Here is a 24025-nt window from a genome sequence, read left to right on the forward strand (position 1 = left end):
CACAGGCCTTCACCATTTCATCATCGAGCGGCCCGCACCCTATGTCGGGCCCTGTTACGAGGAAATGACATGAACGCGCGCGTTCTCGACGGCGAAATCATCAACACAAGGCTCGACGATGTCAGGGCCTACGAAGGCGTGCGCACAAGGCGCATCCTGGCCTTCGTGCTCGACTACATCATCGTCGCGCTGCTCACCATTCCGTTCGCCATATTGGTGTTTTTCCTCGGGCTTTTGACGCTCGGTCTCGGCTGGATGCTGTTCGGCATCCTGGTGCCGGCCGTCGCCATCCTCTACATCTGGAACACGCTGGGCAGCGCCGACCAGGCGACCACGGGCATGAAGGTGATGGGCATCCGCCTCGACCGTCTCGACGGCCGGCCGATCGACGGCCTGACCGCGGTCGTCCATTCCGTGCTGTTCTGGGCCGGCAACGTCATCCTGTCGCCGCTGGTCCTGCTGGTGACCTTGTTCTCCGACCGCAAGCGCACGCTGCACGACCTTCTGCTCGGCACGGTAGTCAGCCGCAGCGGCCGTTAAAGGCAGTTTTCGGGAGCGCTTCCGCCTCGTCGGCGCAAATGTGAAGGCATCCGATTGCGCGTACATTCACAATCCTGTTGAATTTTTCGCTTTCCGCGCCAAAGGTAGAGCGACTCGAAGGAGTGTTTCCAAGACTTAGATGACGCAGCATCCGACCCAGTCGCCGCAGTTCTTCCTGACCGCGCCGTCGCCGTGCCCCTATCTCGACGGCCAGTTCGAGCGCAAGGTGTTTACGCATCTGGTCGGCGACAAGGCATCGGAGATGAACGACCTGCTCACGCAAGGCGGTTTCCGGCGCTCGCAGAACATCGCCTACAGGCCGGCCTGCGAAACCTGCCGCGCCTGTGTCTCCGTGCGCATCCTCGCCCAGGAATTCGTCCCCAGCCGCAACATGAAGCGCGTGCTGCAGCACAATTCCGACCTCGTCGGCGCCATGCACAATGCCGAGCCCTCGACCGAACAATACTCGTTGTTCCGCAGCTATCTCGATGCCCGCCACCGCCGCGGCGGCATGTCCGACATGACGGTGCTCGACTACGCCATGATGGTCGAGGACACCCATGTCGACACCAAGGTGATCGAATACAGGCGGCGCGGACCCGATACCTTCATCACCGGCAAGGGTCAGGGCGAACTCATCGCGGTGGCGCTCACCGACAAGATGGCCGACGGCCTGTCGATGGTCTATTCCTATTTCAATCCCGAATTCGAGGAGCGTTCGCTCGGCACGTTCATGATCCTCGATCATATCGCCCGCGCCAGAGCGATGGGCCTGCCCCATGTCTACCTCGGCTACTGGGTCAACGGCTCGCGCAAGATGAATTATAAGATGCGCTTCATGCCGCAGGAGCATCTCGGCCCCAAGGGCTGGGAGCGCTACACCAACGAAGCGGTTTCACGCTGAGTTTTTCCACGATCCGCGCTTAAACAGTTTCAAGGCAGGAGATGCTGGTCTTTCAGCCGGTAGGCTGGAGAGTGTGCGCCATTGCACCGGTCAGCCGTCGGCCTGCATTTCATTGCGAAAGTTCCTGCATGTCCTCTCACCATGATCATCAGAAGGGTCTTTTCGATAACCGCCATCGGCGGACTGACGCTGACAGTCGACATACCTTTAATCCGCCTCGCCGACGGTGGCGCGTGGACCATCATGCTGCTGCGCACCAGCACCACATTCGTCGCCGCAATGGTCATCTGGTCGATCTGGCGGGCGCTGAGCCGCAACGCCCCGCCACTCATCCCCGGCTGGTCCGGCCTGATCGTGGCGATCTGCTATGGGCTGACCGGGATCACCTTCGTCACCGCCGTCTATCACACCTCGACCGCCGATCTGGTGTTCATCCTGGCCTTCAACACCGTGTTCGCGGGCCTGCTGTCCTGGCTATTCCTGAAGGAGAGGCCGCAGTTGGTGACGATCATCGCCATGTCGATCATGATCATCGGCGTGCTGGTCATCGTCGGCGGGTCGGTCGGCACCGGCAAGCTGTTCGGCGATTTCATGGCGCTGTGCTCGGCCTTCTTCGTCGCCGTGGCCATCACCATCTCGCGCGCCAGCGGCAAGGATATGGGCTTCACCTCGCTCGTCGGCGTCCTTCTGCCGATGGCGCTCGCCGCCTTCATGGTGTCAGGCGAAGGCTTTCATGTGAACGCACCGTGGTGGATCATCTTCAACGGCGCCGTCATCATGCCGATCTCGTTCTTCTGCCTGGCCGCCGGGCCGAAATACATTCCAGGGCCGGAAGTGGCGATGTTCTACCTGCTCGAAACCGTGCTGGCGCCGGTCTGGGTGTGGATGATCTTTGCCGAGGCACCAACCCGCAACAGCCTGATCGGCGGCGGGATCCTGATCGTCACGCTGGTCGCCCATTCGCTCTGGCAGTTGCATGATGGCCGCAAGCGCCGACCCGATCTCGCGGTGCATCATCCCGTCTAAGGCGTATCGATATCTGCGCAAGTTGCGTTCCGGGATCAGGCGCTGGCCTTCTTCGCCACGCCAGATTCCGGCAGGATCTCGATCTGCGGACGAGCCTCGATTTCGGCCGCCGAGTCGGCGGCGATCTCGTCGACCAGTTCCACCTCGCGTAGCCACTCGCGCCAGATGGCGACCAGCAGCGCCATCAGCACCGGGCCGATGAACAGACCGAGAAAACCCATGGTCTTGACGCCGCCGATCAGGCCGAAAAAGGTCGGTAGGAAGGGCAGTTTTATCGGTCCGCCGACGAGTTTCGGGCGCAGCGTCTTGTCGACGATGAACAGCTCGACCGCGCCCACAGGAACAGCACCAGACCGGCCATGGGCGAGCCGCTGGCCGCGAGGTAGATCGAGACAAGAGTGAAGGACAAAGGTGCTCCGCCGGGGATGAGCGCCATGACGCCGGTCAGGGCACCGAGCGTCACCGGCGACGGCACGCCGGCCAGCCAGTAGGCAATGCCCAGCACCAGCCCCTCGCCGATGGCGATGACCGTCATGCCGGTCACCGTCGAGGAAATCGTCGCCGGCACGACGCGCGAAATCCGCTCCCACCGCGTCGGCAGGATACGCTCGCCGAGGCGGTCGACCTGGCCGGCGAAATGCTCGCCGTCACGATAGGCGAAGAACAGGGCGATCATCATGAACAGCAGCGTCAGGAGCAGCCCAAACGCACTGCCGCCGGCGGCGAGCGCGCCGCGATATATGCTACCGATATTGGCGCCGCTGACCAGCTGGATCAGTTCACCAATGCCGCCGGGATGACCAAAATTGGTCGTCCATTGTTCGTTCAGCCAGTCGCCTACGACAGGCATGGTCGCGATCCAGTGCGGCGTCACAGCCCCGTGCCGATTGGTCTCGATCGCCCAGCCGACCCACTCGCGCACCTCGTTGATGGCGTAGGTGCCGGCAAGCGCGATCGGTATCACCAGGAAGGCGAGGATGAACAGGATGGCCAGAGTGGCGGCGATGGTGCGGTTGCCGCCGACGCCGGACAGCAGCCGCTGGTAAAGCGGCCAGCTGGCGAAAGCGATGACGAGTGCGGCCAGCACCGGGAACAGGAAGCCGTGGAAGAAATAGACACCGGCGGCGACGATCAGCACCAGCAGCCAGCGCGCCGCCGACAGCGGCGGAATGACGGCCGAACTCAGTGGCGTCGACAGGCCGAACAGGCGCTGCTGCCGTTCCGGTTTCTGGATCCTGGATTCCTTCAAACGCCCGTCTCTCTCAAACACCCGTCCCATGTATGCACTGATATAGTGCAGCAATCGTGACGATAGTCCAAATGAGTTGGGCAGCATCTCTTCCTTCTCCCCTTGTGGGAGAAGGTGAATCGGCGCGATGGCGCCGAGACGGTTGAGGGGTGTTCCAGCGGAGTGAGGCGTTGGCGTTCCCTGGAACACCCCTCATCCGACCGAGCTTCGCTCGGCCACCTTCTCCCACAAGGGGAGAAGAAAGAGGCACCAGCTAACCAAACTTGCCCGTCCTGGGGAAGCCCTTTGGCACCATACGCCCTGCCGAGGCCCGGGCGCCGATCCATTCGGCGAGTTCCTCGCGCGATCTCGTAAAGGTGCGGTCGGCCGAATCCTGCCAGGACAGGCCGGTTTCCAAGGTGAACGGCTTGAGATCGAGCAGGCCGCCATCCTTGTATTTCTGCAGCCGCACGCCCTTGCCACGGCCCATCTCCGGAATTTCGGAGAGCGCGAACACCAGCATCTTGCGGTTCTCGCCGACGATGGCGAGGTGATCGCCGGTGACCGGGACGCAGCGCTTGGCCTCGTCCGGCGCCTTGACGTTCATCACCTGCTTGCCCTTGCGGGTGTTGGCGACCACTTCCTCCTCCGGCACGATGAAGCCGTTGGCGTCATATGAGGCCAGCAGCAGCTTGCGCTTCGGATCGTGGACGAAAGCGGTGACGATGTCCTGGTCGTTGTCCATGTCGACGATGATGCGGATCGGCTCGCCATGGCCGCGCCCGCCGGGCAGCCGGTCGGCGCCGATGGTGTAGAACTTGCCGCCGGTGGTGAAGACCAGCACCTTGTCGGTGGTCTGGGCATGGAAGGCGAGTTTCAGGCTGTCGCCTTCCTTGAAGGTCAGCGTCGAGAGATCGGCCAGATGGCCCTTCATCGCCCGCAGCCAGCCTTTTTCCGAAACCACCACGGTGACCGGCTCGCGCTCAATCATGGCGTGGGCGATGTCGGTCAAATCGTGTTCGGGCGCATCGGCGAACTGGGTGCGGCGCTTGCCGAGTTCGGTCTCCGGTCCGAATTTGTCGCGGATGCTGGTGACTTCCCACTTGATCGTCGACCATTGCTTGGCATCCGACGCCAGCAGCGCCTCGATCTGCTTCTTCTCGGTGGTGAGGCCGTCGAATTCCTTGCGGATCTCGAATTCTTCCAGCTTGCGCAAAGCGCGCAGGCGCATGTTGAGAATGGCTTCGGCCTGGGTGTCGGTGAGCGACCAGCGGGCCATCATCACCTGCTTGGGCTCATCCTCCTCGCGGATGATCTTGATCACCTCGTCGATGTTGAGATAGGCGATCAGATAGCCGGCAAGGATCTCCAGCCGTCTTTCGATCTCGCCCAGGCGATGTTTCGAGCGGCGGATCAGAACGTCGCGGCGGTGGTCGAGCCATTCCTGCAGCACGCCCTTCAGCGACAGCACGTTGGGCACCTTGCCGCGCGACAGCACGTTCATGTTGAGCGGAAAGCGGCTTTCAAGCTCGGTGAGCTTGAACAGCGATTCCATCAGGATGCCCGGATCGACGGAACGGCTTTTCGGCACCAGCACGACGCGGATGTCCTCGGCGCTTTCGTCCCTGATGTCCTCGAGCAGCGGCAGCTTACGCGCCATCAACAGCTCGGCGATCTTCTCGATCAGCCGCGCCTTCTGCACGCCATAGGGGATTTCGGTGACGACGATGCTCCAGGTGCCCCTGCCCTGGTCTTCCTGGCTCCACTTCGAGCGCACGCGGAAACCACCGCGCCCGGTCTCATAGGCTTCGAGGATGGAGGCACGGCTGTCTACGATGATGCCGCCGGTCGGGAAATCCGGGCCCTGGACGAAATCCATCAGCTTGGCCACCGGCGCATCCCGGTGTTCGATCAGGTGCAATGCGGCGTCGCAGAGTTCAGCCGCATTGTGCGGCGGGATCGACGTCGCCATGCCGACCGCGATGCCGGACGAGCCGTTGGCCAGCAGGTTTGGGAAGGCGCCGGGGAGCACGACCGGCTCCTCGTCCTCTTCATTGTAGGTCGGCCGGTAGTCGACGGCGTCCTCGGTGATGCCGGCGAGCAGTTCGGTCGCCACGTCGGTCATGCGCGCTTCTGTGTAGCGCATGGCGGCGGCGTTATCGCCGTCGATGTTGCCGAAATTGCCCTGCCCGTCGACCAGGGGATAGCGCATCGAAAAATCCTGCGCCAACCGTACCAGCGCGTCATAGATCGACTGGTCGCCATGCGGATGGAACTTGCCCATCACCTCGCCGACGATGCGGGCGCATTTGGCGAAACCCTGATCAGGGTTGAGGCGCAGCAGGCGCATGGCGTGCATGATGCGGCGGTGGACCGGCTTCAGCCCGTCGCGAACGTCGGGCAGCGCCCGGTGCATGATGGTCGACAGCGCATATGCGAGATAGCGCTCTTCCAGCGCCTTCTTCAGATCGACCGGTTCAATGTGATCGCCACCGCCATCTTGAGGCGGCAAAAGCCTTTTTCCCATGGGCTGGGACTAGCCGAGCGGGTGATTCGCGGCAAGAGGCGCACGCCGGACCGGACGACTTGTGCGCTGTTCTGCAACAGGAAACAGCAAGGTCGAGCTTGCCGGCCAACATCAGTCTGTTACATGCCACATCTATTGCGAAGCACGGTAACGCTCTACGGCCCGACCTTCATGCCAAATTCACTGCATTCTGCAATAGCATTCGGATCGGGTTTGCCTTTCGCCGCGATTTTTGACCATTGTGCCGGGACACGCCTTTTTCCCGTCCAGTTCGTCACGGAATGGTGATGGCGCGAAGAATTGAAAAACAATTTCAGGACACTCTCAGGGACCTTGCGATGACAATCAAACGCTCAACTCTCCGGAAATTCGCTCTTTCGACCTTCTTGTTCACACTGCCGCTGAATGCGGCCCTTGCCCAGGACGCCGCGGTCGCCGACCGGCTTAAGGCGGCGCTGGCCGCCCAGGGCGTCGACATCTCCTGGACCGGCGTCACCGGCGACAACACCAGCATGGTGCTGCAGGGCGTTGCCATCAAGCCGGCGGCGGAAAAGGAAGCCCTCACCATCGGCGACGTCAAGCTCGAGGGTGTGACCGCCGCCAATGGCGGCTTTGACATCGGCACCGTGTCGACGTCGGCCTTCGAACACAGCAAGGACGGCGTCACCCTCAATCTCAGCCCCTTCGTCATCCACGACATGACTGTTCCGGCCGACGGCGCTACCGGCCCACTCGGTGCGCTGATGATCTACAAGTCGGCTGAACTCTCCAACATGACGGTCAAGGTTGCCGACAAGACCGCATTCTCGATGGACGGGCTTGCCATCAAGATCACACCGCCCGCGGACGGCAAGGCGATGGAATTCACCGGCACCACCGAAAAGTTCAATGCCGACCTGACGCTGGTCGACGATCCCAAGTCGAAGGAAGTCATCGACGCGCTCGGCTACCAGAACATCGCGGGCAATTTCGAGATAGCCGGCAACTGGCAGCCTTCGGACGGCAAGATGGAGCTGTCGAAATACGACATCTCGGTCGAGAATGCCGGCACGCTCGGCATGACCTTCGACCTCGGCGGCTACACAATGGACTTCGTCAAGTCGCTGCAGGAAATGCAGAAGAAGATGGCCGCGCAGCCGGAAGGCGCGGACAATTCGGCGCAAGGCATGGCCATGCTCGGCCTGCTGCAGCAGCTTTCCTTCAACAGCGCCTCGATCCGCTTCGACGACGATTCGCTGACCGGCAAGGTGCTGGACTATGTCGGCAAGCAGCAAGGCATGTCGGCCAAGGACATCGCCAACCAGGCCAAGGCGATCGTGCCGTTCGGCATGGCGCAGCTCAACAATCCGGAGCTGACGGCGCAGGTGACGGCGGCGGTCAGCAAATATCTCGACGATCCGAAGAGCCTCGAAATCTCGGCCGAGCCGCCGGCAGCGGTACCGTTCGCGTTGATCATGGCGGGCGCCATGTCCAACCCGCTCGACTTGCCGAAGACGCTCGGCGTCAGCGTCAAGGCGAACGAGGACTGATCGAAGCGGCCTCAAGACCAAGAAAAGCCCGGCAGCGATGCCGGGCTTTTTTGTGGGATTATCGAGTCGAAAGAACCGGTTCTGCCGGTTTTTAAAGTACCGCTGAAACTCGCGATCAGCCGTCCTTCTTGGTCGGTGCAACGCGCAGCGCCAGTTCGCGAAGCTGCTGCGGCGAGGCTTCCGACGGCGCGTTCATCAACAAATCATAGGCCTGCTGGTTCATCGGGAACATGGTGATCTCGCGCAGGTTCTTGGCGCCAACCAAGAGCATGACGACGCGGTCGACGCCGGCCGCCATGCCGCCATGCGGCGGCGCGCCATACTGGAAGGCACGGTAGAGGCCGCCGAAACGCTCTTCCACCGTAGCACGGTCCAGCCCGACGGTCTCGAACGCCTTGACCATGGTTTCGGGCAGGTGGTTGCGGATGCCGCCTGAGGCGATTTCGAAACCGTTGCAGACCATGTCGTACTGGAAGGCCTTGATGCCAAGCAGATCCTCGCCGTTCAGCGCATCGATGCCACCTTGCGGCATCGAGAACGGGTTGTGGGCGAAGTCGATCTTCTTCTCTTCCTCGTTCCATTCGAAGAACGGGAAGTCGACGATCCAGCACAATTCGAAGCGTTCGCGGTCGACGAGGTTCAATTCCTCGCCGGCACGCGTGCGCGCCGCACCGGCGAAGGAAACGAACTTCTTCGGATCGCCGGCGACGAAGAAGGCGGCGTCGCCATCGGCAAGGCCGAGCTGCTGGCGGATCGCCTCGGTGCGCTCCTCGCCGATGTTCTTGGCGAGCGGGCCGGCGCCTTCGAGTTTTTCGCCTTCCTTGCGCCAGAAGATGTAGCCCAAGCCCGGCTGGCCCTCGCCTTGCGCCCAGGAATTCATGCGGTCGCAGAAGGCACGGCTGCCGCCGGTCTTGGCCGGAATGCCCCACACTTCGGCCTTCGGGTCGTTGGCCAGGATGTTGGCGAAGACCTTGAAGCCGGAATCGCGAAAATGGTCGGAGACGGCCTGCATCTCGATCGGGTTGCGCAGGTCCGGCTTGTCGGAGCCGTATTTGCGCATGGCGACATCATACGGAATGCGCTGGAATTTCTGCGTCACCGGCTTGCCGTTGGCGAAGGCCTCGAAGACCCCGCGGATGACAGGCTCCATCGTGTTGAGCACGTCGTCCTGCTCGACGAAGCTCATTTCGAGGTCGAGCTGGTAGAATTCGCCGGGCAGACGGTCGGCGCGCGGATCCTCGTCGCGGAAGCAGGGCGCGATCTGGAAATAGCGGTCGAAGCCCGAAACCATGATCAGCTGCTTGTACTGCTGCGGCGCCTGCGGCAGCGCGTAGAAAGTGCCGGGATGGATGCGCGACGGGACCAGGAAGTCGCGTGCGCCTTCCGGCGACGAAGCCGTCAGGATCGGCGTCGAGAATTCGGTGAAGCCGACATCGGTCATGCGCCTGCGCATCTCGGCGATGATCTTGGTGCGCGCCACAATGTTTTTGTGCAGCGTGTCGCGGCGCAGGTCGAGGAAGCGGTACTTCAGCCTGATATCCTCGGGATAATCCGGCTCGCCGAACACCGGCAGCGGCAGTTCCTTGGCCGCCGACAGCACCTCGATCTCGCGGGCGAAAATCTCGATCTCGCCGGTCGGCAAGTTGGCGTTCGTGGTCTCGGGCAAGCGCGCCTTGACCTCGCCGTCGACGCGGATGACCCATTCGCCGCGCACGGTCTCGGCGACCTTGAAGGCAGGCGAATCGGGATCGGCGACGATCTGTGTCAGGCCATAGTGGTCGCGCAGATCGATGAACAGCAGGCCGCCATGGTCGCGCACGCGATGCACCCAGCCCGACAGGCGAACGGAATTGCCGACGTCGCTCTTTCTCAACTGGGCACAGGTATGGCTGCGGTAACGGTGCATTGTCATTGGTAAAGTCCGGGGTGCTGGGTGGCAGGCCAAAGCATCAAGCCCGGCCCAAAATTTGCGCGAAAAGCGCATGAGAGACCGGCTTTGTCAAGGCAAGCGGGCGATCCCGGTGCCCGACATGCCGCCAAGCGTTCAGGCGAAGTGGATTTCAGCGCCCTGGCGTTCGAAATCGGCGAGGATTGCGGCCGGTGCTGTCTTTCGACCACCAGATGGCGGATCGCTTCGGCCCCGGCGACGCGATAAGGCGCCGCAGTGGCCAGCTTGTCGTTGGTGACGGCGATGACGATGCCGACGCTGTTCCTGGCCATGGCCCGTTTCACCTCGGCCTCCGCCGAATCGAACGCCGTCACGCCTCGCGATGCGTCGAGACCGCAGGACCCTAGAATGAACAGGTCCGCGCCAAGCTGCGCGACGGCGGCCAGCGTGTTGGCGCCGACGCTGGCGCCGAGGTGGCGGTCGAACCTGCCGCCGAGCACAATCAGTTCGATCAGGGCGTGGTCTGACAGCGCCGAGGCAACTTCGAGGGAATTGGTGGCGACGGTCAGATCGAGGTCGCGCGGGATGGCCCTGGCGATTGCGGCATTGGTCATGCCGCTGTCGATGAACAAAGTCTGCCCGCGCGCGAGCAACGCCACGGTCGCGCGAGCCAGCCGCGCCTTCTCTTCGACGGCATGGCCGGCGCGCAGGCCGACCGGCGTTGTCGCGAAAGGCGCTGATGCAACCGCGCCGCCATAGACCCGGCGGCAGTGCCCGGCCTTCGCCAGTTCCCTGAGGTCGCGGCGCACCGTGTCTTCCGAGACGCCGAAGTGGCTCGCCAGTTCGCCGGCGAGCACTCTCCCCTCCGCCGCGAGGCGGTCGCGGATAAGCTGGTGCCGTTGATCGGTCAGCATTGCCTGTTTCCTATTTCTTCTTGCACGTTCTTGCATGTTTTGCACGTTTATGCAAGGAATGACCAATCGGGCGGCGGCACAAGCCAGCCTCTCTCCCTTTGAAAGCACCGCGATGCGCTTTGGCCTCAACCTTGCCCCGCAACACCGCGTCTATGCCGGGTTCGCGATCTATTCCTTCGCCATGGGCAACATTTTTCCGCGGCTGCCCGATATCAAGCACGCCATGGGCATCGGCGACGGCACGCTCGGCCTCGCCCTGATCGGAACGCCGATCGGCACGTTGACGGCGCTGTCATTGGCAACGCCGCTGCTCGAGCGCGTCGGCTTCCGCCGCGCGCTGCTCGCTTTGGTCCCGCTGCTGGCGCTTGCCTATACCATCGCGGTGCATGCGCCGGGGCCGCTGGCGCTGTTCCTGATGCTCTTTCCGGTCGGCCTGATGATCGGCAGCGTCGAGATCATGCTCAATGTCGAGGCTGACCGGACCGAGTTCCTGGTCAAGCGCCGCATCATGAACCGCGCACATTCGTTCTGGAGCATCGGCTTTTTCGGCGCCGGCCTGTTCGGAGCCGCACTTGCGCATCTCGGCATATCGCCGCAACTGCATCTGGCGCTGATCGTGCCGATCGTCGCGATCTCGATGGCGCTGTTCCTGGGAGGCTACCAGCCCGCGCCGAGCCGCTTTGCCGGCACCGGCGAGAAGGCACCCGTGCTGGCGCGGCCGACATTGCCGATACTCGTGCTTGTCTAGGTGACGCTCTCGGCAATGCTGATGGAAGGCGCCAGCATCGACTGGTCGGCGATCTATATGCGAACCGTGTTCGACTCAGGCCCCTTCGTCGCCGGTTTCACCGTGGCGCTGTTTGCCTTTTCCCAGGCGACCACGCGATTCTTCGCCGACAGTTTCGTCGACCGCCATTCGCCAAGCGGCGTGGCGCGGGTGCTGCTGTTGATGATGGCGGCCGGCGTGCTGATTGTCTTTTTCTCGCCCGCGCCGTTCTTCTCCATGCTGGGCTTCGCGCTTGTGGGGATCGGCACCAGCGCCCTCTTCCCGCTGGCGATCTCGGCCGCCGCCCAGCGGACGGACCGGCCGGCGGCGATCAATGTCGCGGCGCTGTCGCAGATCTCCTTCGTCGCCTTCCTGCTCGGCCCGCCGCTGCTCGGCTTCGTCTCCGACCATTGGGGCATCCGCTCGGCCTTTGGCTTCGGCATCCCGTTCATCGCTCTGAGCCTGCTGACTGCTGGTTCGCTTGGCCGGCGGCCGGCCGCTGACAAACCCGCCGCGCCGGCGGGTGAGCCGTCCGAACCGACTCGGGACAAAGTACTGGCGCGGGCAGCAGAGGGGTGAATGGCGTCTGCAAAAGGCTCAGGCAGTGTTCCCACGGCAAGCCGCGTCGTAGTCGGCCAGCACCTGGCCGATCGCGTCGTGAAGGATGGCGTTTGGATTCCCCGCCAGCCCGAGCCCGGCCGGCACCATCGGCAGGAACTGCCGCATCAGCGTTGCGGGAATGCTGACGCCGTCGAGCGCCTCTTGCAGACGGCCGACGGCGACGCCGGCGGCGGGGTTGTTCCAGTAGTAGCGAATGCGGTCGCTGTAGCTGTAATGCCGCTGCAGATGGAGGCTTGCTTCATTGCCATGATAGTGGCTGTGCCAATGGCCGGGCGCTGCCAGCATCACGCGTTCCATCGTGCGGGCAAGCGACCTGTCGCCATAGTCCGCGATCATTTCGCTGGCGATCAGGTCAAGCCCGTAAAGCGCCTCGCGCAAGGCAAAGGTCAGGCCCGGACCCACTTTAAGGATCGGAAAGCCGTTGCCGACAAGCGCGGTCAACGCCGCGCGGCTCTGGTAGTCGGTGGAATGCGCCTCGTAGACGAGCGACGGCTCTTCATCGAGCAGTCCGGTCAGTGCCTTCGACGCCTCCGGCCTGTAGGCGACGACGTTCTGGCTGCCGAATTCGACGCCGGGCTGCACGACCACGGCAATGACGCGGCCAAACGCTTCCGCCAGACCCTCGCGGGCAAAGATTTCGCGATGCACCTCGATGGTGCGGCGCGCCGCCGCCGCCTCGGTGGGTCTGAGCTCGCTGATTGCATGATCGACGCCGCCCGGGGCAGGAACCTCGGTGCCGATGATGTAGACCGGCAATGCGCCGCCGGCCGCGCGCGCCGCCTTTTCTGCCGCCTTGGCCAGTCGCGCCGCCCGGGTCGCGATGGTCTCGTCATCCAGCGCCGCCGGCTCGCCGGCACAACCCATCGACGCGTCGAGATGGATCTTGCTGAAACCGGCCCAGACGTAAGCGGTGACCATGGCCTCGGCCTTGCTCATCGCTTGTGCGGCCGGCTCCGCGCGCCACGGATTCGGTCCGAGATGGTCGCCGCCAAAGATGATGCGCTGGGGGTCGAGACCTTCCCTGCTGGCGATCTCCAGCACGAAGGCGACGAACAGGTCCGGGGTCATCCCGGTGTAGCCGCCGAACTGATTGACCTGATTGCAGGTTGCCTCGATCAGCAGCGAGGCTTCCTTGTCGGCGACGGCACGCCTGATCGCCGTCTGGATCACCAGCGGATGGGCCGAGCAGATCGAGGTGATGCCGTAAGGCGACCCGTTTCTGCGCGCGGTGGCGAGAGCTGCAAGCGGATTGGCCATCATGTCGCCCTCTGTGTCCCGGCAATGAAATCGTCAAGCACATCGAAGCCGGCAAGGCCCCCCATGGGCCCACGCCGCGTGACGTTGCGGGCGCCGGCGGCATTGGCATAAAACAGCGCCTTGGCAGGCTCCATCCCCTTGCGCCGGCAGGTCAGGTAGGTCGCGCCGAAACAGTCGCCGGCGCCGGTGGGGTCGACTTCCTCGACCAGGAAGCCGGCACAGTCGATCCTGCTGCCGTCGGCGCCGAAACGGGTAGAACCGGCTGCGCCGCGCTTCAGCACAATCTCGCCGACGCCTCTGGCGATCAGCGCTGCAACTGCCTGGCGTTCGTCATCGACGCCCGCCGCGGCAAGCAGCTCGTCGCCGGAAGGCAGCAGCAGATCCGCATCGTCGACCAGTGCGGAAAATTGCGCGCCGTCGGCGCCGTCGATCAACTCCTTGCGCACATTCGGATCGAAGGAGGTCGAGCCGCCGCGGGCACGCACGGCCTTTAAGGCATAGGCGACGATCTCCTTCAGCCCGGATACGGACAGGGTCGACCCCATGACATGCAGATGACCTGCCTTGTCCGCCAGCTCGCGCGCCTCGGCGGTAAGCCGGATCTGTCCGGCGGCGGATTCGGCAATGTTGTAGACGAAGTCCCGGCCGCCGTCCGGCCTGTAGCGCACGAACGCGCTTCCCGTCGGGTAGCGGTCGCTGACCGCCACAGCCGAGACGTCGACGCCGTCGCGCCGGAGCCTGTCCAAATTGATGGTTCCGAAATCGTCGCGGCCGACGCAGCCGATGAGGCCGGCGGCGCCGCCGAGCCTTGCGACCTGGTCGATGAAGATGGCCGGTGCCCCGCTCGGATAGGGGCCCATCAGCGTCAGCGGCTCGAGGAAGCCCAGACCCCGCTCCGTCGCCATGATCTCGACCAGGATTTCGCCCGCGACTATCGTCGGCCCCGTGGGCTCGGAGGCGATCTCCCTTCGACGGTTCATTTCCTGCAATTCCTTCTCCCCCAGCCGGCGGCGCGCCGACTGCACGATAGCGCCGGTCCGCAGCCGAGGTAAATCGGAGTAAGGTTGAAGTCAACAAAAACTGTACGCATGTCCACTTAATTTGCTTCGCATGCGGCTTTCCATATCACCTCGAACGACGAACTATCATACGCCGAGCGAAGGCACGGAGGCCAGAATCCGACGACGATACGCTTGACTTGGCTTTCCTGTAGCGCAATAAAATATGTACGCATGTTCACTTACACATGCGCATTCGTAAAGGAGGAGACGAAATGCCTATCGGTAAGCGTATCGGAATTCTTGGCCTGTCGGCCGCCGTTTCGGCACTGGCGGCAAATGCCGCCCTGTCCGAGGAGATCACGGTTGCGACGGTCAACAATGGCGACATGATCATCATGCAGAAGCTGTCGCCCGAATGGGAGAAGGCGACAGGAAACAAGGTGAACTGGGTGGTGCTCGAGGAAAACGTGCTGCGCGAGCGGGTCACCACCGACATCGCCACCAAGGGCGGCCAGTTCGACGTGATGACGATCGGCGGCTATGAGACGCCGATCTGGGGCAAGAGCGGCTGGCTGACATCGCTCAACGATCTCGGCGACGATTATGACTATGACGACCTGATCGCGCCGGTGCGCAGCGGTTTGACGGTCGACGGCAAGCTCTATGCCGTGCCCTTCTACGCCGAAAGCTCGTTCACACTCTACCGCAAGGATCTGTTCGACGCCGCCGGCCTGAAGATGCCGGAGCAGCCGACCTATGACCAGATCACGGAATTCGCCGACAAGCTCACCGACAAGTCGAAGGAGCAATACGGCCTTTGCCTGCGCGGCAAGCCGGGCTGGGGCGAGAACATGGCCTTTGTCGGCACGCTGGTGAACACGTTCGGCGGCCGCTGGTTCGATATGGACTGGAAGCCGCAGCTCAATTCGGATGCGTGGAAGAAGGCGATCGGCTGGTATGTCGACACGATGAAGAAGGATGGACCTCCGGGAATAAGCTCCAACGGCTTCAACGAGAACCAGACCTTGTTCGCCTCCGGCCATTGCGCCATGTGGATCGACGCCACGTCCGCCGCGGGTCGCGTCTATGATCCCAAGCAGAGCAAGGTCGCCGACAAGGTTGCCTTCGCCAAGGCACCGGTGGCGGTCACGCCAAACGGTTCGGCCTGGGGCTGGGCATGGAGCCTCGCCATCCCGACCTCGACCAAGAAGGCGGATGTGGCGAAATCCTTCGTCAAATGGGCGACCTCGAAAGCCTATGTCCAGCGCGTCGGCGAGACCGAAGGCTGGGTCGCGGCACCTCCGGGAACGCGCAAGTCGACCTATGCCAGCGCCGACTACCAGAAGGCGGCGCCCTTCGCCGCGACAGTCCTTGCCGCGATCGAATCCGCCGACCCGACCAAGCAGACCAAGGATCCGGTTCCCTATACCGGCATCCAGTTCGTCGCCATCCCCGAATTCCAGGGCATTGGAACCGATGTCGGTCAGGCGATTGCCGCTGCGGTGACCGGTCAGCAGTCGGTCGATGATGCGCTGAACGGCGCCGAGACCGCCGTGGAGAAGACGATGACGGAAGCGGGCTACATCAAATAGCGGGCTCGAGCCACACGACCAGACCAGGGGGCGGAACGTGCGCCGCCTCCTGGCGATCCCGGCCTGTCATACCTCCCGTTGCAGCGGGCCGGGAGGATGCACGGATCGGCCGAGGCAACTCCAGGAAAATTGCGGTGCGGTTTTCCCTCCGGAATTGCGTGAGCAATCGGCAGGTCCGTGCGTTCCTCGCGGCAATCAGGGCAAAAGAGCCTGACGGCTTGCGCCTGGAATTGCGAAAAAGCCCAGCCATGCGCCGGACGCCGGCTGACCGCAACGACACCGTTTTCGAACAGTCAGGAAAGGCTGGAACTGGACATGAAACTGAAGAGCAAGACGGCCCTGATCACCGGTGGCGCGCGCGGCATTGGCCTCGGCTTCGCGCAAGCCTATGCGCGCGAAGGCGCCAAGGTTGTGATCGCCGATATCGACATCGAACGCGCCACGCGGGCGGCCACCGCGATCGGTCCGGCGGCCAGCGCCGTCAAGCTCGATGTCACCGACCTCGATGCGATCGAAAGGGTGGCGGCGGAGGTCGACCAAGCGTCCGGCGGAATCGACATCCTCGTCAACAATGCGGCCATCTTCGACATGGCGCCGATCACCGATATCACCGAAGCAAGCTACGACAAGGTCTTCGATATCAATCTCAAGGGACCGCTGTTCATCATGAAGGCGGTGGCCAATCTGATGATCAAGCGCGGCCGCGGCGGCAAGATCATCAACATGGCCAGCCAGGCCGGCCGCCGCGGCGAGGCGCTGGTGCTGCTATACTGCGCCTCCAAGGCAGCGATTATCTCGGCGACGCAGTCGGCGGCGCTGGCGCTGGTCAAGCATGGCATCAACGTCAATGCCATCGCGCCCGGCGTCGTCGACGGCGAGCACTGGGATGTCGTCGACGCCCACTTTGCCCGCTGGGAGGGCCTGAAGCCGGGAGAAAAGAAGGCGGCGGTGGCAAAGTCCGTCCCGATCGGCCGTTTCGCAAACCCCGAGGATATTGCGGGGCTTGCCGTGTTCCTCGCCTCCTCCGACAGCGACTACATCCTGGCGCAGACCTATAATGTCGACGGCGGCAACTGGATGAGCTGAAGCCCGTTGCGCAAGGTCAAGGGAGACTGAGATGAAAGCCATACGATTTGCCGCGGCCGGCGTCGCCGGCATGGCGGACCTCGAAATGCCCCGCATCAAAGCCGGCCATGCCTTGGTCCGCGTCCGTGCGGCCGGGCTTTGCCACACCGACATCGAGGTGCTGCATGGCCGCTACGGCGTGGGCGCGTTTCCGCTGGTCCCCGGTCATGAATATGCCGGCACTGTCGAGGCGGTCGCCGACGATGTCGTGACGGTCAAGCCCGGCGACCGGGTCGCAATCGATCCCAACATACCGTGCGGGCATTGTGCCGCCTGCCGGAAAGGCCTGACCAATCTGTGCGCCTCGCTGAAAGCCTATGGCGTGACCGAAAATGGCGGCTTCGCCGAGTTCAGCCTCGTGGCTGTCGCTCATCTGCACAACATCGGCGATCTCGCCTTCGATACGGCAGCACTTGCCGAACCGCTCGCCTGCGTGCTCAACGGCCTGGGTAGCGCCGGCGTCGAGGCGGGCAAGACCGTACCCGGCAATGCGCTGGTCTTCGGCGCCGGTCCGATCGGCCTGCTCATGGCGCTGTCGCTCAAGGCCAAGGGGGTGGGCAGCGTGGCGGTCGCCGACATCAGCGAACAGCGGCTTGCCTTCACCGAGGCTCTCGGACTGGAACCGTTGGTATCCGGATCGCAGGAACTCGCCGCAAGAGCGCGCGGCTTCGATTTCGTCGCCGATGCCACCGGCGTCGCCAAGGTGGTCGAAGGCATGATCGGTTTCACCGCCGATGGCGGCACGGCACTGGTCTTCGGCGTCTGCGCGCCCGATGCCAGGATCTCGGTCGCCCCGTTCGAGATTTTCCGCCGGCAGATCAGACTGGCGGGGTCGCATTCGCTGAACCGCAACATCCCCCAGGCGCTCGACATCCTTAAACGCGACGACGGCACGATGGCACGGCTTGTCAGCCACCAGCTGCCGCTTTCCGAACTGCTGCCGTTCTTCGCCAAGAGCAGCGGCGACCCGGCGACGATGAAAGTACAGTTTTCAGCTGAGTCGTGATCTCAATGAGTACAGCCGCGCCCGGGGCCACAGGCAGATTCCTCATTTGGAAAGCACATCCCTCCTCCTTTCCGCGAAAAGGTGACTCAAGTAGACAGTGACGACAGCATTTCGAACAAGGAGCCCACGGATGGTAAAGACGATAAGGACGATGGAGGACTTCTCAGCCTTTGTCGGCCTGTCTCGCACCACCGTTTCCAAATATTTCAACGATCCCGGCTCGGTGCGGAAAACACTCGAACCGTGATCGAGGCCGCGCAAAAGAAATCCGGCTTCCGGCCGAGCATGTTCGCCGTCAATCTCAACCGCCGCCGCAGCAACATTCTCGGCGTCATCATTCCGAATTCGACGGATCCGTTCTACATGGCGCTGACGCGTCGCATCGAAACGATCGCCAACGAAGCCGGATTCCTGGCATTTGTGCTGTCCTCCGACGGGCACGCCGAGATGGAGGACCAGGCGATCCAGACATTCAGGTCGATGAACATTGCCGGTGCCATCATCGCGCCGCTCGGCGTGCAGTCCCATCACCGGATACTCGCGGAACTCGGATCAAGCATCCCGCTGATCTATGTCGACTCGCCGCTTGACGAGACCTCCTCGTTCGTCGGCACCGACAACAGGCAGAGTTTCAGGCTGATCGTCGACTATCTCTGCCGGTCCGGCGAACCGCCCTGCTACTTCGCCATGCCGTTGGTCAATAACAACGCCTCGGCCAGACAGGAGGCCTATATCGAGGCCATGCAGCAGTTCAAGATGATACCCGAAATCGTGCCCGTCACTGATGCGCGGTCATGGGATTTCGAGAAGTTCGGCTACGACGAAGCGCTTCGCATCCTGAAGGCGGAGGGCTTTGCCACCAAGACAGTGCTTTGCGCCAATGACCGTGTCGCCTTCGGCGTCATCGCGGCCGCCTATCATCTGGGCCTGAAGGTGGGCCACGGCCCGGACTGCGATTTGCGGGTCGCGGGACACGACGACCATCCGCTGTCGCGCTACGCCTGCCCGCCGATCACGACCGTTGCGCAAAACTACAATGAGATCGGCCGCCTGGCCATCGAACTTCTCCTGCAGAGGCTGGATGAAGACTCCTCGGCCAAACCAGGCAGCGGGCGCATCCTGCTCAACGCCGAACTCATGCTGCGAAGCTCGGCCTGAGCGCTCTCGGCGACCTTGAAGGCTGGCGAATCCTATGAACCCAACGCTGACAGCCGCAGGCGCTGTGCGAGGTGATCGACCACCAATGCAGTGCCGGCGGAAGATTTTGCGGCCCGATGAAGGCGTATCTCGGCCCCGGGCAGATGCGGCACATGTCGACCCGGATGGACGCCCCGCAAGCCGGGTGCAAGCATGCTGCCTTTGACCACGGTGATTGCCAGGCCCTGCTCGACGATTGCCTCCGTGGCGGCGAGGCTCGGGCTGACATAGGCGAATCGCCATGGCCGGCCTGCTGTGTTGAGTGCCTCGACGGCCCAGGCGCGAAACAGGCAATCGGGATAGGACAAGGCAACGGGCAGCGGATCGGTCTCCTCGACGGCACGGGTCGCAGCAGCCGCCCAAATCGCCCTTTCGCGGCATATCAGATCACCCTCGACCGTGCCTTCCGGATGCATGGCGATGACCGCGTCGAACGATGAACCGAGCCGTTTGAGAAGCAGAGCCGTGAGACCGATCTCCATGTCGACCTGCACCAGCGGAAATCGCTCGGCAATGTCGGCGAGGAGGCGCGGCAGGATCTTAGTGCCATAGTCCTCCATGACCCCGATGCGAACGTGTCCAGCCACCCGCTGATTGGAAACACGTGCAATCGCCTGCTCATTGAGGGCAAGGATGCGGCGTGCATCGGTCAGAAAGCCCTCCCCGGCGGCCGTCAGTTCAACGCGAGCGGTCGAGCGGCGAAACAGGGCGGTGTCGAGGCGTTCCTCGAGACGTTTGACCTGCAGGCTGACGGCGGCCTGCGTTCGATTGAGCTGCTCGGCGGCGCGCGTGAACGAAAGGCGGTCGGCAACAACGACGAAGGCGCGCAGCAGGTCGGGATCGAGGCTTGGGGTGTTCATAGCGAAACATTATCAAACTCATTGAGCTTATTCGATTCCTTTCGATCCGCCTGCCCGATATCGCTGACACCGAACTGGCAGAGGTCGGGAACAATGGAAATTCTGGGCGTGCTCGCGGCAATTCTCTCCAGTGCTCTTGGCGGCACGGCGGTTGGCGCAACGCGATATCTTGCAGGCACGCTCGATCCTCTCACCATCGGCGCGGTCCGTTTCGGCGGCGGGTTTCTGGTCCTGGTCGCCGTGGCGCTGATGCGGCGGGACAAATGGCCACTGAAGAGCGACTGGCCCGGCGTCGGCGCATTGGGTGTCTTGTTCTTCGGCCTGTTTCCTGTGCTCTTCAATGGAGCCCTTGTCTACACGACGGCGGCACGCGGAGCCCTGGCACTGTCGACACTGCCCCTGCTCACCATGCTTGCCGGGGCGGTTCTGAGGATCGAGACGCCGACCATGCGCAAGATCGTCGGCGTCCTGATTGCCATGGCTGGGGTGGCCATCGCACTCGGCACCAGCCTGGCGACCGCTCCCCCGGGTGCATGGCGCGGAGACCTGCTCATGGTCGCCGCCGCATGCTGCATGGCGCTCTACAATGTCTGGTCGCGACCCTTTCTGTCCCGCACAGCGCCGATCCCGTTCGTGGCGTTTGGCATGGGCGTGGGTGCGGTCTGCCTGTCGGCCCTGGTGGCGTCGAGCGGAGGGTTCGCGCGGCTTGCCACGCTTGGCACCCCTCAGTGGATCGCGGCCGGTTATCTGGCCATAATCTGCGGCGCCTTGATTTTCTTCCTGTGGGCCTTCGCGCTTGGACGCGCGGCGCCGACACTGGTTGCCGTCTCCGTTGCGGTCAATCCGGTCACCGCATCGATCTTCGGTGTCGTCTTCCTGGGCGAGCAGGTGAGCGCGAAGCTGATTATTGGGCTTATCGCGGTCCTCGCCGGAATAGCGATCACATCGGGAGCAGGGTTCGGCTCAAGACATCGGGAGGCCCGGCGCCGGCCTTCCTGAACCAAATTCAGCTGGATACACCGATCATCCCTGTTGGCATGGGGAATTGCGCTGGCATTGACCAAAGCGATGGTTCAAGAAGGGATCACCGATCCGTGATTGCTTCTTCATGTCGTCCATCCGCCCGCTGATCCCGCTCCTTCTCGCCGCCGGCATCCTGCTCGGCGGCAATGGGCTGCAGGGCACGCTGATTGCACTGCGCGGCGCGCAGGAAGGGTTTCCCGCTTCCGACATCGGCCTGATGGGCACCTTCTATTTCGCCGGCTTTCTGCTCGGTTGCCTGGCCATCACCCGCATCATGAAGGCGGTCGGCCATATCAGGGCGTTTTCGGCACTTGCCGCGATCGCCTCGGTCGGCACTCTGCTTTTGGTGCTGGTCCTCGATCCGGTGATGTGGTGCGCGGTGCGCTTTGCCGGCGGCTTCTGTTTCGCCGGGCTGTTCACCATCGTCGAAAGCTGGCTGAATTCCGGCGTCACCAACAAGGACCGCGCCCGCGTGCTGGCGATCTACCGGATGGTCGATACCGGCTCGGTGACATCAGCCCAGTTCCTGATCCCTGTCTTCGGCGCCGGCGGCTTCACCATCTTCGCCATCATGTCGATCATGATCACACTGTCGCTGGTGCCGGTCTCGCTCGGCGACCGTTCCAACCCGACGCCGCCGGAGGAGGTCAAGCTCGACCTGGCGCGCGTCTGGCGCATTTCGCCGCTCGGCTGCTTCGGATGCATCGCCGTCGGCGTCACCAACAGCGCGTTTCGCACGCTGTCGCCGGTCTATGCCGAACAGATCGGCATGTCGGTCGCCGATGTCGTCACCTTCGTCAGCGTCGGCATCTTTGGCGGTGCCATTATCCAGTATCCGCTCGGCTACCTCTCCGACCGCTGGGACCGGCGCCGGGTGCTGTTGATGACGACCTGCTGCGCGATGCTTTCCGCTTTGGCGCTGGTGTTCATCGCCGGCAGCAATCCGCTGCTCAACTTCATCATCATCTTCATCTTCGGCTGTTTCGCCATGCCGCTCTATTCGCTGTCGGCGCCGCATTCCAACGACCGCGCCGACACGGGCGAGTTCGTGCTGATCAATGCGGCGCTGATGCTGTTCTACTCTTTCGGCGCCATCGGTGGCCCTTTCGCCGCCTCCACCGCGATGCAGCATTTCGGGCCGAGCTCGCTGTTCGTGTTCAGTGCCACCGTCTACGCGATCTTCATCGCCGTCATCCTCTACCGCATGCAGGCGCGGTCCGGCGTGCCCGTGGGCAAGCGCAGCCGCTTCACCGCACTGTTGCGCACTTCTACCATTTTCGCGCGGCTGGCCAGGCGGAATGGCGATTCCGATGACCCGGGAAGCTGATGATGGAGGCGCCAAAGCTTGACGAAAGCCTTCCCGGCTGAAATCTAGGAAGACCTTACTCCTGCCAAAAGCGATTTGATGCACGTCATCACCACCCAGAAAGAACTCGAGACCGTTCTCGCCGCTTTCGAAAAGTCGGATTTCGTCACCGTCGACACCGAGTTCATCCGCGAAACGACCTTCTGGCCAATCCTGTGCCTGATCCAGATGGCGGCGCCTGGCGTCACCGCGCTGATCGATCCGCTGTCGCCCGACATCAACCTGGCGCCCTTCTTCAGGCTGATGGCCAATGAGGCGGTGGTGAAAGTCTTCCATGCCGCCCGGCAGGACATCGAAATCATCGTCCATCTCGGCGATCTCGTTCCGCATCCGGTGTTCGATACGCAGGTCGCGGCAATGGTTTGCGGCTTCGGCGACAGCGTTTCCTACGACCAGCTCGTGCAGCGCATCACCGGGGCGCGGCTCGACAAGTCTTCGCGCTTCACCGACTGGCGCCACCGGCCGCTGTCCGACAAGCAGCTCGACTATGCGCTGGCCGACGTTACCCATCTGATCGAGGTCTATCAGCACCTCAGCGCCGAGTTGGAGCGGGAAAACCGCGCCCACTGGCTGAACGAAGAGATGGACGTCCTGACCTCGCGCGAGACCTACGATCCGCACCCGGAGGACGCCTGGAAGCGGCTGAAGATGCGGCTGCGCAAGCCGCAGGAACTGGCGATCGTGCAGGCCGTTGCGGCATGGCGCGAGCGCGAGGCCAGGGAACGCGACGTGCCGCGCGGCCGCGTGCTCAAGGACGATGCGATCTACGAGGTGGCGCAGCAGGCACCGCGCGATGCGGCCGCCCTTGGCAAGCTGCGCACCACGCCAAAAGGCTGGGAGCGCTCCTCGACGGCGACGGCCCTGCTTGGAGCGGTCAATGCCGCACTTGCCCTGCCCAAGGAGCAGATGCCGAAACTGCCGAAGAATTTCCAGCCACCGGAAGGCTCAAGTGCCGCGGCGGAACTGTTGAAAGTGCTGCTCAGGATCGTCGCTGAAAAGCAGGGCGTAGCCTCGAAGGTGCTGGCTTCCAGCGACGACATCGACCGCATCGCGGCCGAGGGCGAGGATGCCGATGTGCCGGCGCTGCAAGGATGGCGGCGCGCCGTCTTCGGCGAGGCGGCACTGAAGCTGGTGCGCGGCGAGATCGGGATAAAATTCGACAAGCGAAAAATAGCGGTGTTCGATTTGTAGCTTCTTCCTTCTCCCCTTGTGGGAGAAGGAAGAACTGCTCTGCTCAGACCGCTCCCAGCAGGTGCAGCGCGAACCAAATCCAGGCCAGCGCCAGCACGGCCGCGCCTGCGAAGAAAGTGCGGCTGCGCAATCGCAGATTGTTGCTGGTCAGGTGCACCCAGGCGTGGAAATAGCGCGAGGCGACGAAAATCCACATCAGCGCCAAGGTCAGATAGTTGACGCCGTTGGTGACGTGGAGCGTCAGGCACAGCACATAGAAAAGCACCGGCAGTTCGAACTGGTTGCAGAGATTGGCGGCAACGGTGACGCTGGATGCAGGCTCGGTCGAACGCGTTTTGAACTGGCCGACCTTGGCCTCGCCCGACTTCACCGCGACGAACCGGCGCCGGCCCATCACGACGTAAACGATATAGACCAGCAGAACTTGCGCCAGAACAGGCCAGAAGATCGCGGTCTGGTTCATG

The 24025-nt window shown here is 63.1% G+C and carries 18 protein-coding genes and 3 pseudogenes; 13 read left to right on the forward strand and 8 right to left on the reverse strand.

Going from position 1 to position 24025, the window contains the following annotated elements; all coding sequences use genetic code 11:
• Window positions 1-69 precede the first annotated feature (69 nt).
• The 3 genes and pseudogenes from AC0V8S_RS26625 to AC0V8S_RS26635 all read left to right on the forward strand — a co-directional run bounded on the left by AC0V8S_RS26625 (window position 70) and on the right by AC0V8S_RS26635 (window position 2470).
• Window positions 70-540 (forward strand): RDD family protein, encoded by a 471-nt coding sequence (locus AC0V8S_RS26625; RefSeq protein WP_183458338.1) that lies wholly within the window; start codon window positions 70-72, stop codon window positions 538-540.
• A gap of 139 nt (window positions 541-679) precedes the next feature.
• Window positions 680-1444 (forward strand): arginyltransferase, encoded by a 765-nt coding sequence (locus tag AC0V8S_RS26630; RefSeq protein WP_095201618.1) that lies wholly within the window; start codon window positions 680-682, stop codon window positions 1442-1444.
• Between the two features lie 128 nt (window positions 1445-1572).
• Window positions 1573-2470 (forward strand): annotated as a pseudogene (locus AC0V8S_RS26635) (DMT family transporter).
• 35 nt (window positions 2471-2505) lie between these two features.
• Here the strand turns inward: AC0V8S_RS26635 and AC0V8S_RS26640 are convergent.
• Both AC0V8S_RS26640 and parC read right to left on the reverse strand, forming a co-directional pair.
• A pseudogene (locus tag AC0V8S_RS26640) lies at window positions 2506-3749 on the reverse strand (AI-2E family transporter).
• Between the two features lie 223 nt (window positions 3750-3972).
• Window positions 3973-6225, reverse strand: coding sequence for a DNA topoisomerase IV subunit A (parC, locus tag AC0V8S_RS26645; protein WP_475434373.1), 2253 nt, complete (start codon window positions 6223-6225; stop codon window positions 3973-3975).
• Window positions 6226-6563: 338 nt separating this feature from the next.
• Here parC and AC0V8S_RS26650 point away from each other — a divergent pair, with 338 nt between their 5' ends.
• Window positions 6564-7754, forward strand: coding sequence for a hypothetical protein (locus tag AC0V8S_RS26650; protein WP_183458330.1), 1191 nt, complete (start codon window positions 6564-6566; stop codon window positions 7752-7754).
• Window positions 7755-7869: 115 nt separating this feature from the next.
• Here AC0V8S_RS26650 and aspS read toward each other — a convergent pair whose 3' ends face one another.
• Both aspS and AC0V8S_RS26660 read right to left on the reverse strand, forming a co-directional pair.
• On the reverse strand, window positions 7870-9660 hold the full coding sequence (aspS, locus tag AC0V8S_RS26655; RefSeq protein WP_475438703.1) for an aspartate--tRNA ligase: 1791 nt from the start codon (window positions 9658-9660) through the stop codon (window positions 7870-7872).
• Window positions 9661-9662: 2 nt separating this feature from the next.
• The gene (locus AC0V8S_RS26660) at window positions 9663-10556 is read right to left on the reverse strand and encodes a DeoR/GlpR family DNA-binding transcription regulator (protein WP_475434375.1); all 894 of its coding nucleotides are present in this window, start codon (window positions 10554-10556) and stop codon (window positions 9663-9665) included.
• Between the two features lie 58 nt (window positions 10557-10614).
• Between AC0V8S_RS26660 and AC0V8S_RS26665 the strand changes: the two genes are divergently transcribed.
• Window positions 10615-11304 (forward strand): MFS transporter, encoded by a 690-nt coding sequence (locus tag AC0V8S_RS26665; RefSeq protein ID WP_475434376.1) that lies wholly within the window; start codon window positions 10615-10617, stop codon window positions 11302-11304.
• A 21-nt stretch (window positions 11305-11325) separates the two neighbouring features.
• The gene (locus tag AC0V8S_RS26670; RefSeq protein ID WP_475434378.1) at window positions 11326-11901 is read left to right on the forward strand and encodes an MFS transporter; all 576 of its coding nucleotides are present in this window, start codon (window positions 11326-11328) and stop codon (window positions 11899-11901) included.
• Between the two features lie 18 nt (window positions 11902-11919).
• On the opposite strand, the gene AC0V8S_RS26675 is transcribed toward AC0V8S_RS26670, so the two are convergent.
• Complete coding sequence (locus tag AC0V8S_RS26675; protein WP_475438704.1) at window positions 11920-13200, reverse strand: D-tagatose-bisphosphate aldolase, class II, non-catalytic subunit; 1281 nt, start codon at window positions 13198-13200, stop codon at window positions 11920-11922.
• Complete coding sequence (locus AC0V8S_RS26680) at window positions 13200-14180, reverse strand: tagatose kinase (RefSeq protein ID WP_475434380.1); 981 nt, start codon at window positions 14178-14180, stop codon at window positions 13200-13202. Before AC0V8S_RS26680 ends, AC0V8S_RS26675 begins: the two co-directional genes overlap by 1 nt.
• A gap of 293 nt (window positions 14181-14473) precedes the next feature.
• Between AC0V8S_RS26680 and AC0V8S_RS26685 the strand changes: the two genes are divergently transcribed.
• The 4 genes and pseudogenes from AC0V8S_RS26685 to AC0V8S_RS26700 all read left to right on the forward strand — a co-directional run bounded on the left by AC0V8S_RS26685 (window position 14474) and on the right by AC0V8S_RS26700 (window position 19082).
• Window positions 14474-15793: an ABC transporter substrate-binding protein gene (locus AC0V8S_RS26685; RefSeq protein ID WP_475434382.1), complete on the forward strand. Its 1320-nt coding sequence runs from the start codon at window positions 14474-14476 to the stop codon at window positions 15791-15793.
• Window positions 15794-16108: 315 nt separating this feature from the next.
• Complete coding sequence (locus AC0V8S_RS26690) at window positions 16109-16879, forward strand: L-iditol 2-dehydrogenase (RefSeq protein WP_475434383.1); 771 nt, start codon at window positions 16109-16111, stop codon at window positions 16877-16879.
• 31 nt (window positions 16880-16910) lie between these two features.
• Window positions 16911-17924 (forward strand): zinc-dependent alcohol dehydrogenase family protein, encoded by a 1014-nt coding sequence (locus tag AC0V8S_RS26695; RefSeq protein WP_475434385.1) that lies wholly within the window; start codon window positions 16911-16913, stop codon window positions 17922-17924.
• 151 nt (window positions 17925-18075) lie between these two features.
• Window positions 18076-19082: pseudogene (locus AC0V8S_RS26700) on the forward strand (LacI family DNA-binding transcriptional regulator).
• 32 nt (window positions 19083-19114) lie between these two features.
• Here AC0V8S_RS26700 and AC0V8S_RS26705 read toward each other — a convergent pair.
• Window positions 19115-19981 carry a LysR family transcriptional regulator gene (locus AC0V8S_RS26705; protein ID WP_475434386.1) on the reverse strand — a complete coding sequence of 289 codons (867 nt, stop codon included), beginning with the start codon at window positions 19979-19981 and terminating at the stop codon, window positions 19115-19117.
• Between the two features lie 93 nt (window positions 19982-20074).
• Between AC0V8S_RS26705 and AC0V8S_RS26710 the strand changes: the two genes are divergently transcribed.
• The 3 genes from AC0V8S_RS26710 (at window position 20075) to rnd (ending at window position 23561) form a co-directional block, all read left to right on the forward strand.
• The gene (locus tag AC0V8S_RS26710; protein WP_475434388.1) at window positions 20075-20980 is read left to right on the forward strand and encodes a DMT family transporter; all 906 of its coding nucleotides are present in this window, start codon (window positions 20075-20077) and stop codon (window positions 20978-20980) included.
• A 109-nt stretch (window positions 20981-21089) separates the two neighbouring features.
• Entirely contained in the window at window positions 21090-22331 is a 1242-nt protein-coding gene (locus tag AC0V8S_RS26715; protein WP_475434389.1) for an MFS transporter, read from the forward strand.
• Window positions 22332-22409: 78 nt separating this feature from the next.
• Window positions 22410-23561 (forward strand): ribonuclease D, encoded by a 1152-nt coding sequence (gene rnd, locus AC0V8S_RS26720; protein WP_475434390.1) that lies wholly within the window; start codon window positions 22410-22412, stop codon window positions 23559-23561.
• 43 nt (window positions 23562-23604) lie between these two features.
• Here rnd and AC0V8S_RS26725 read toward each other — a convergent pair whose 3' ends face one another.
• Window positions 23605-24024 carry an MAPEG family protein gene (locus AC0V8S_RS26725; RefSeq protein ID WP_183458316.1) on the reverse strand — a complete coding sequence of 140 codons (420 nt, stop codon included), beginning with the start codon at window positions 24022-24024 and terminating at the stop codon, window positions 23605-23607.
• Between the last annotated feature and the right edge of the window lies 1 nt (window position 24025).

The sequence above is a fragment of the Mesorhizobium oxytropidicola genome, from assembly GCF_056174625.1.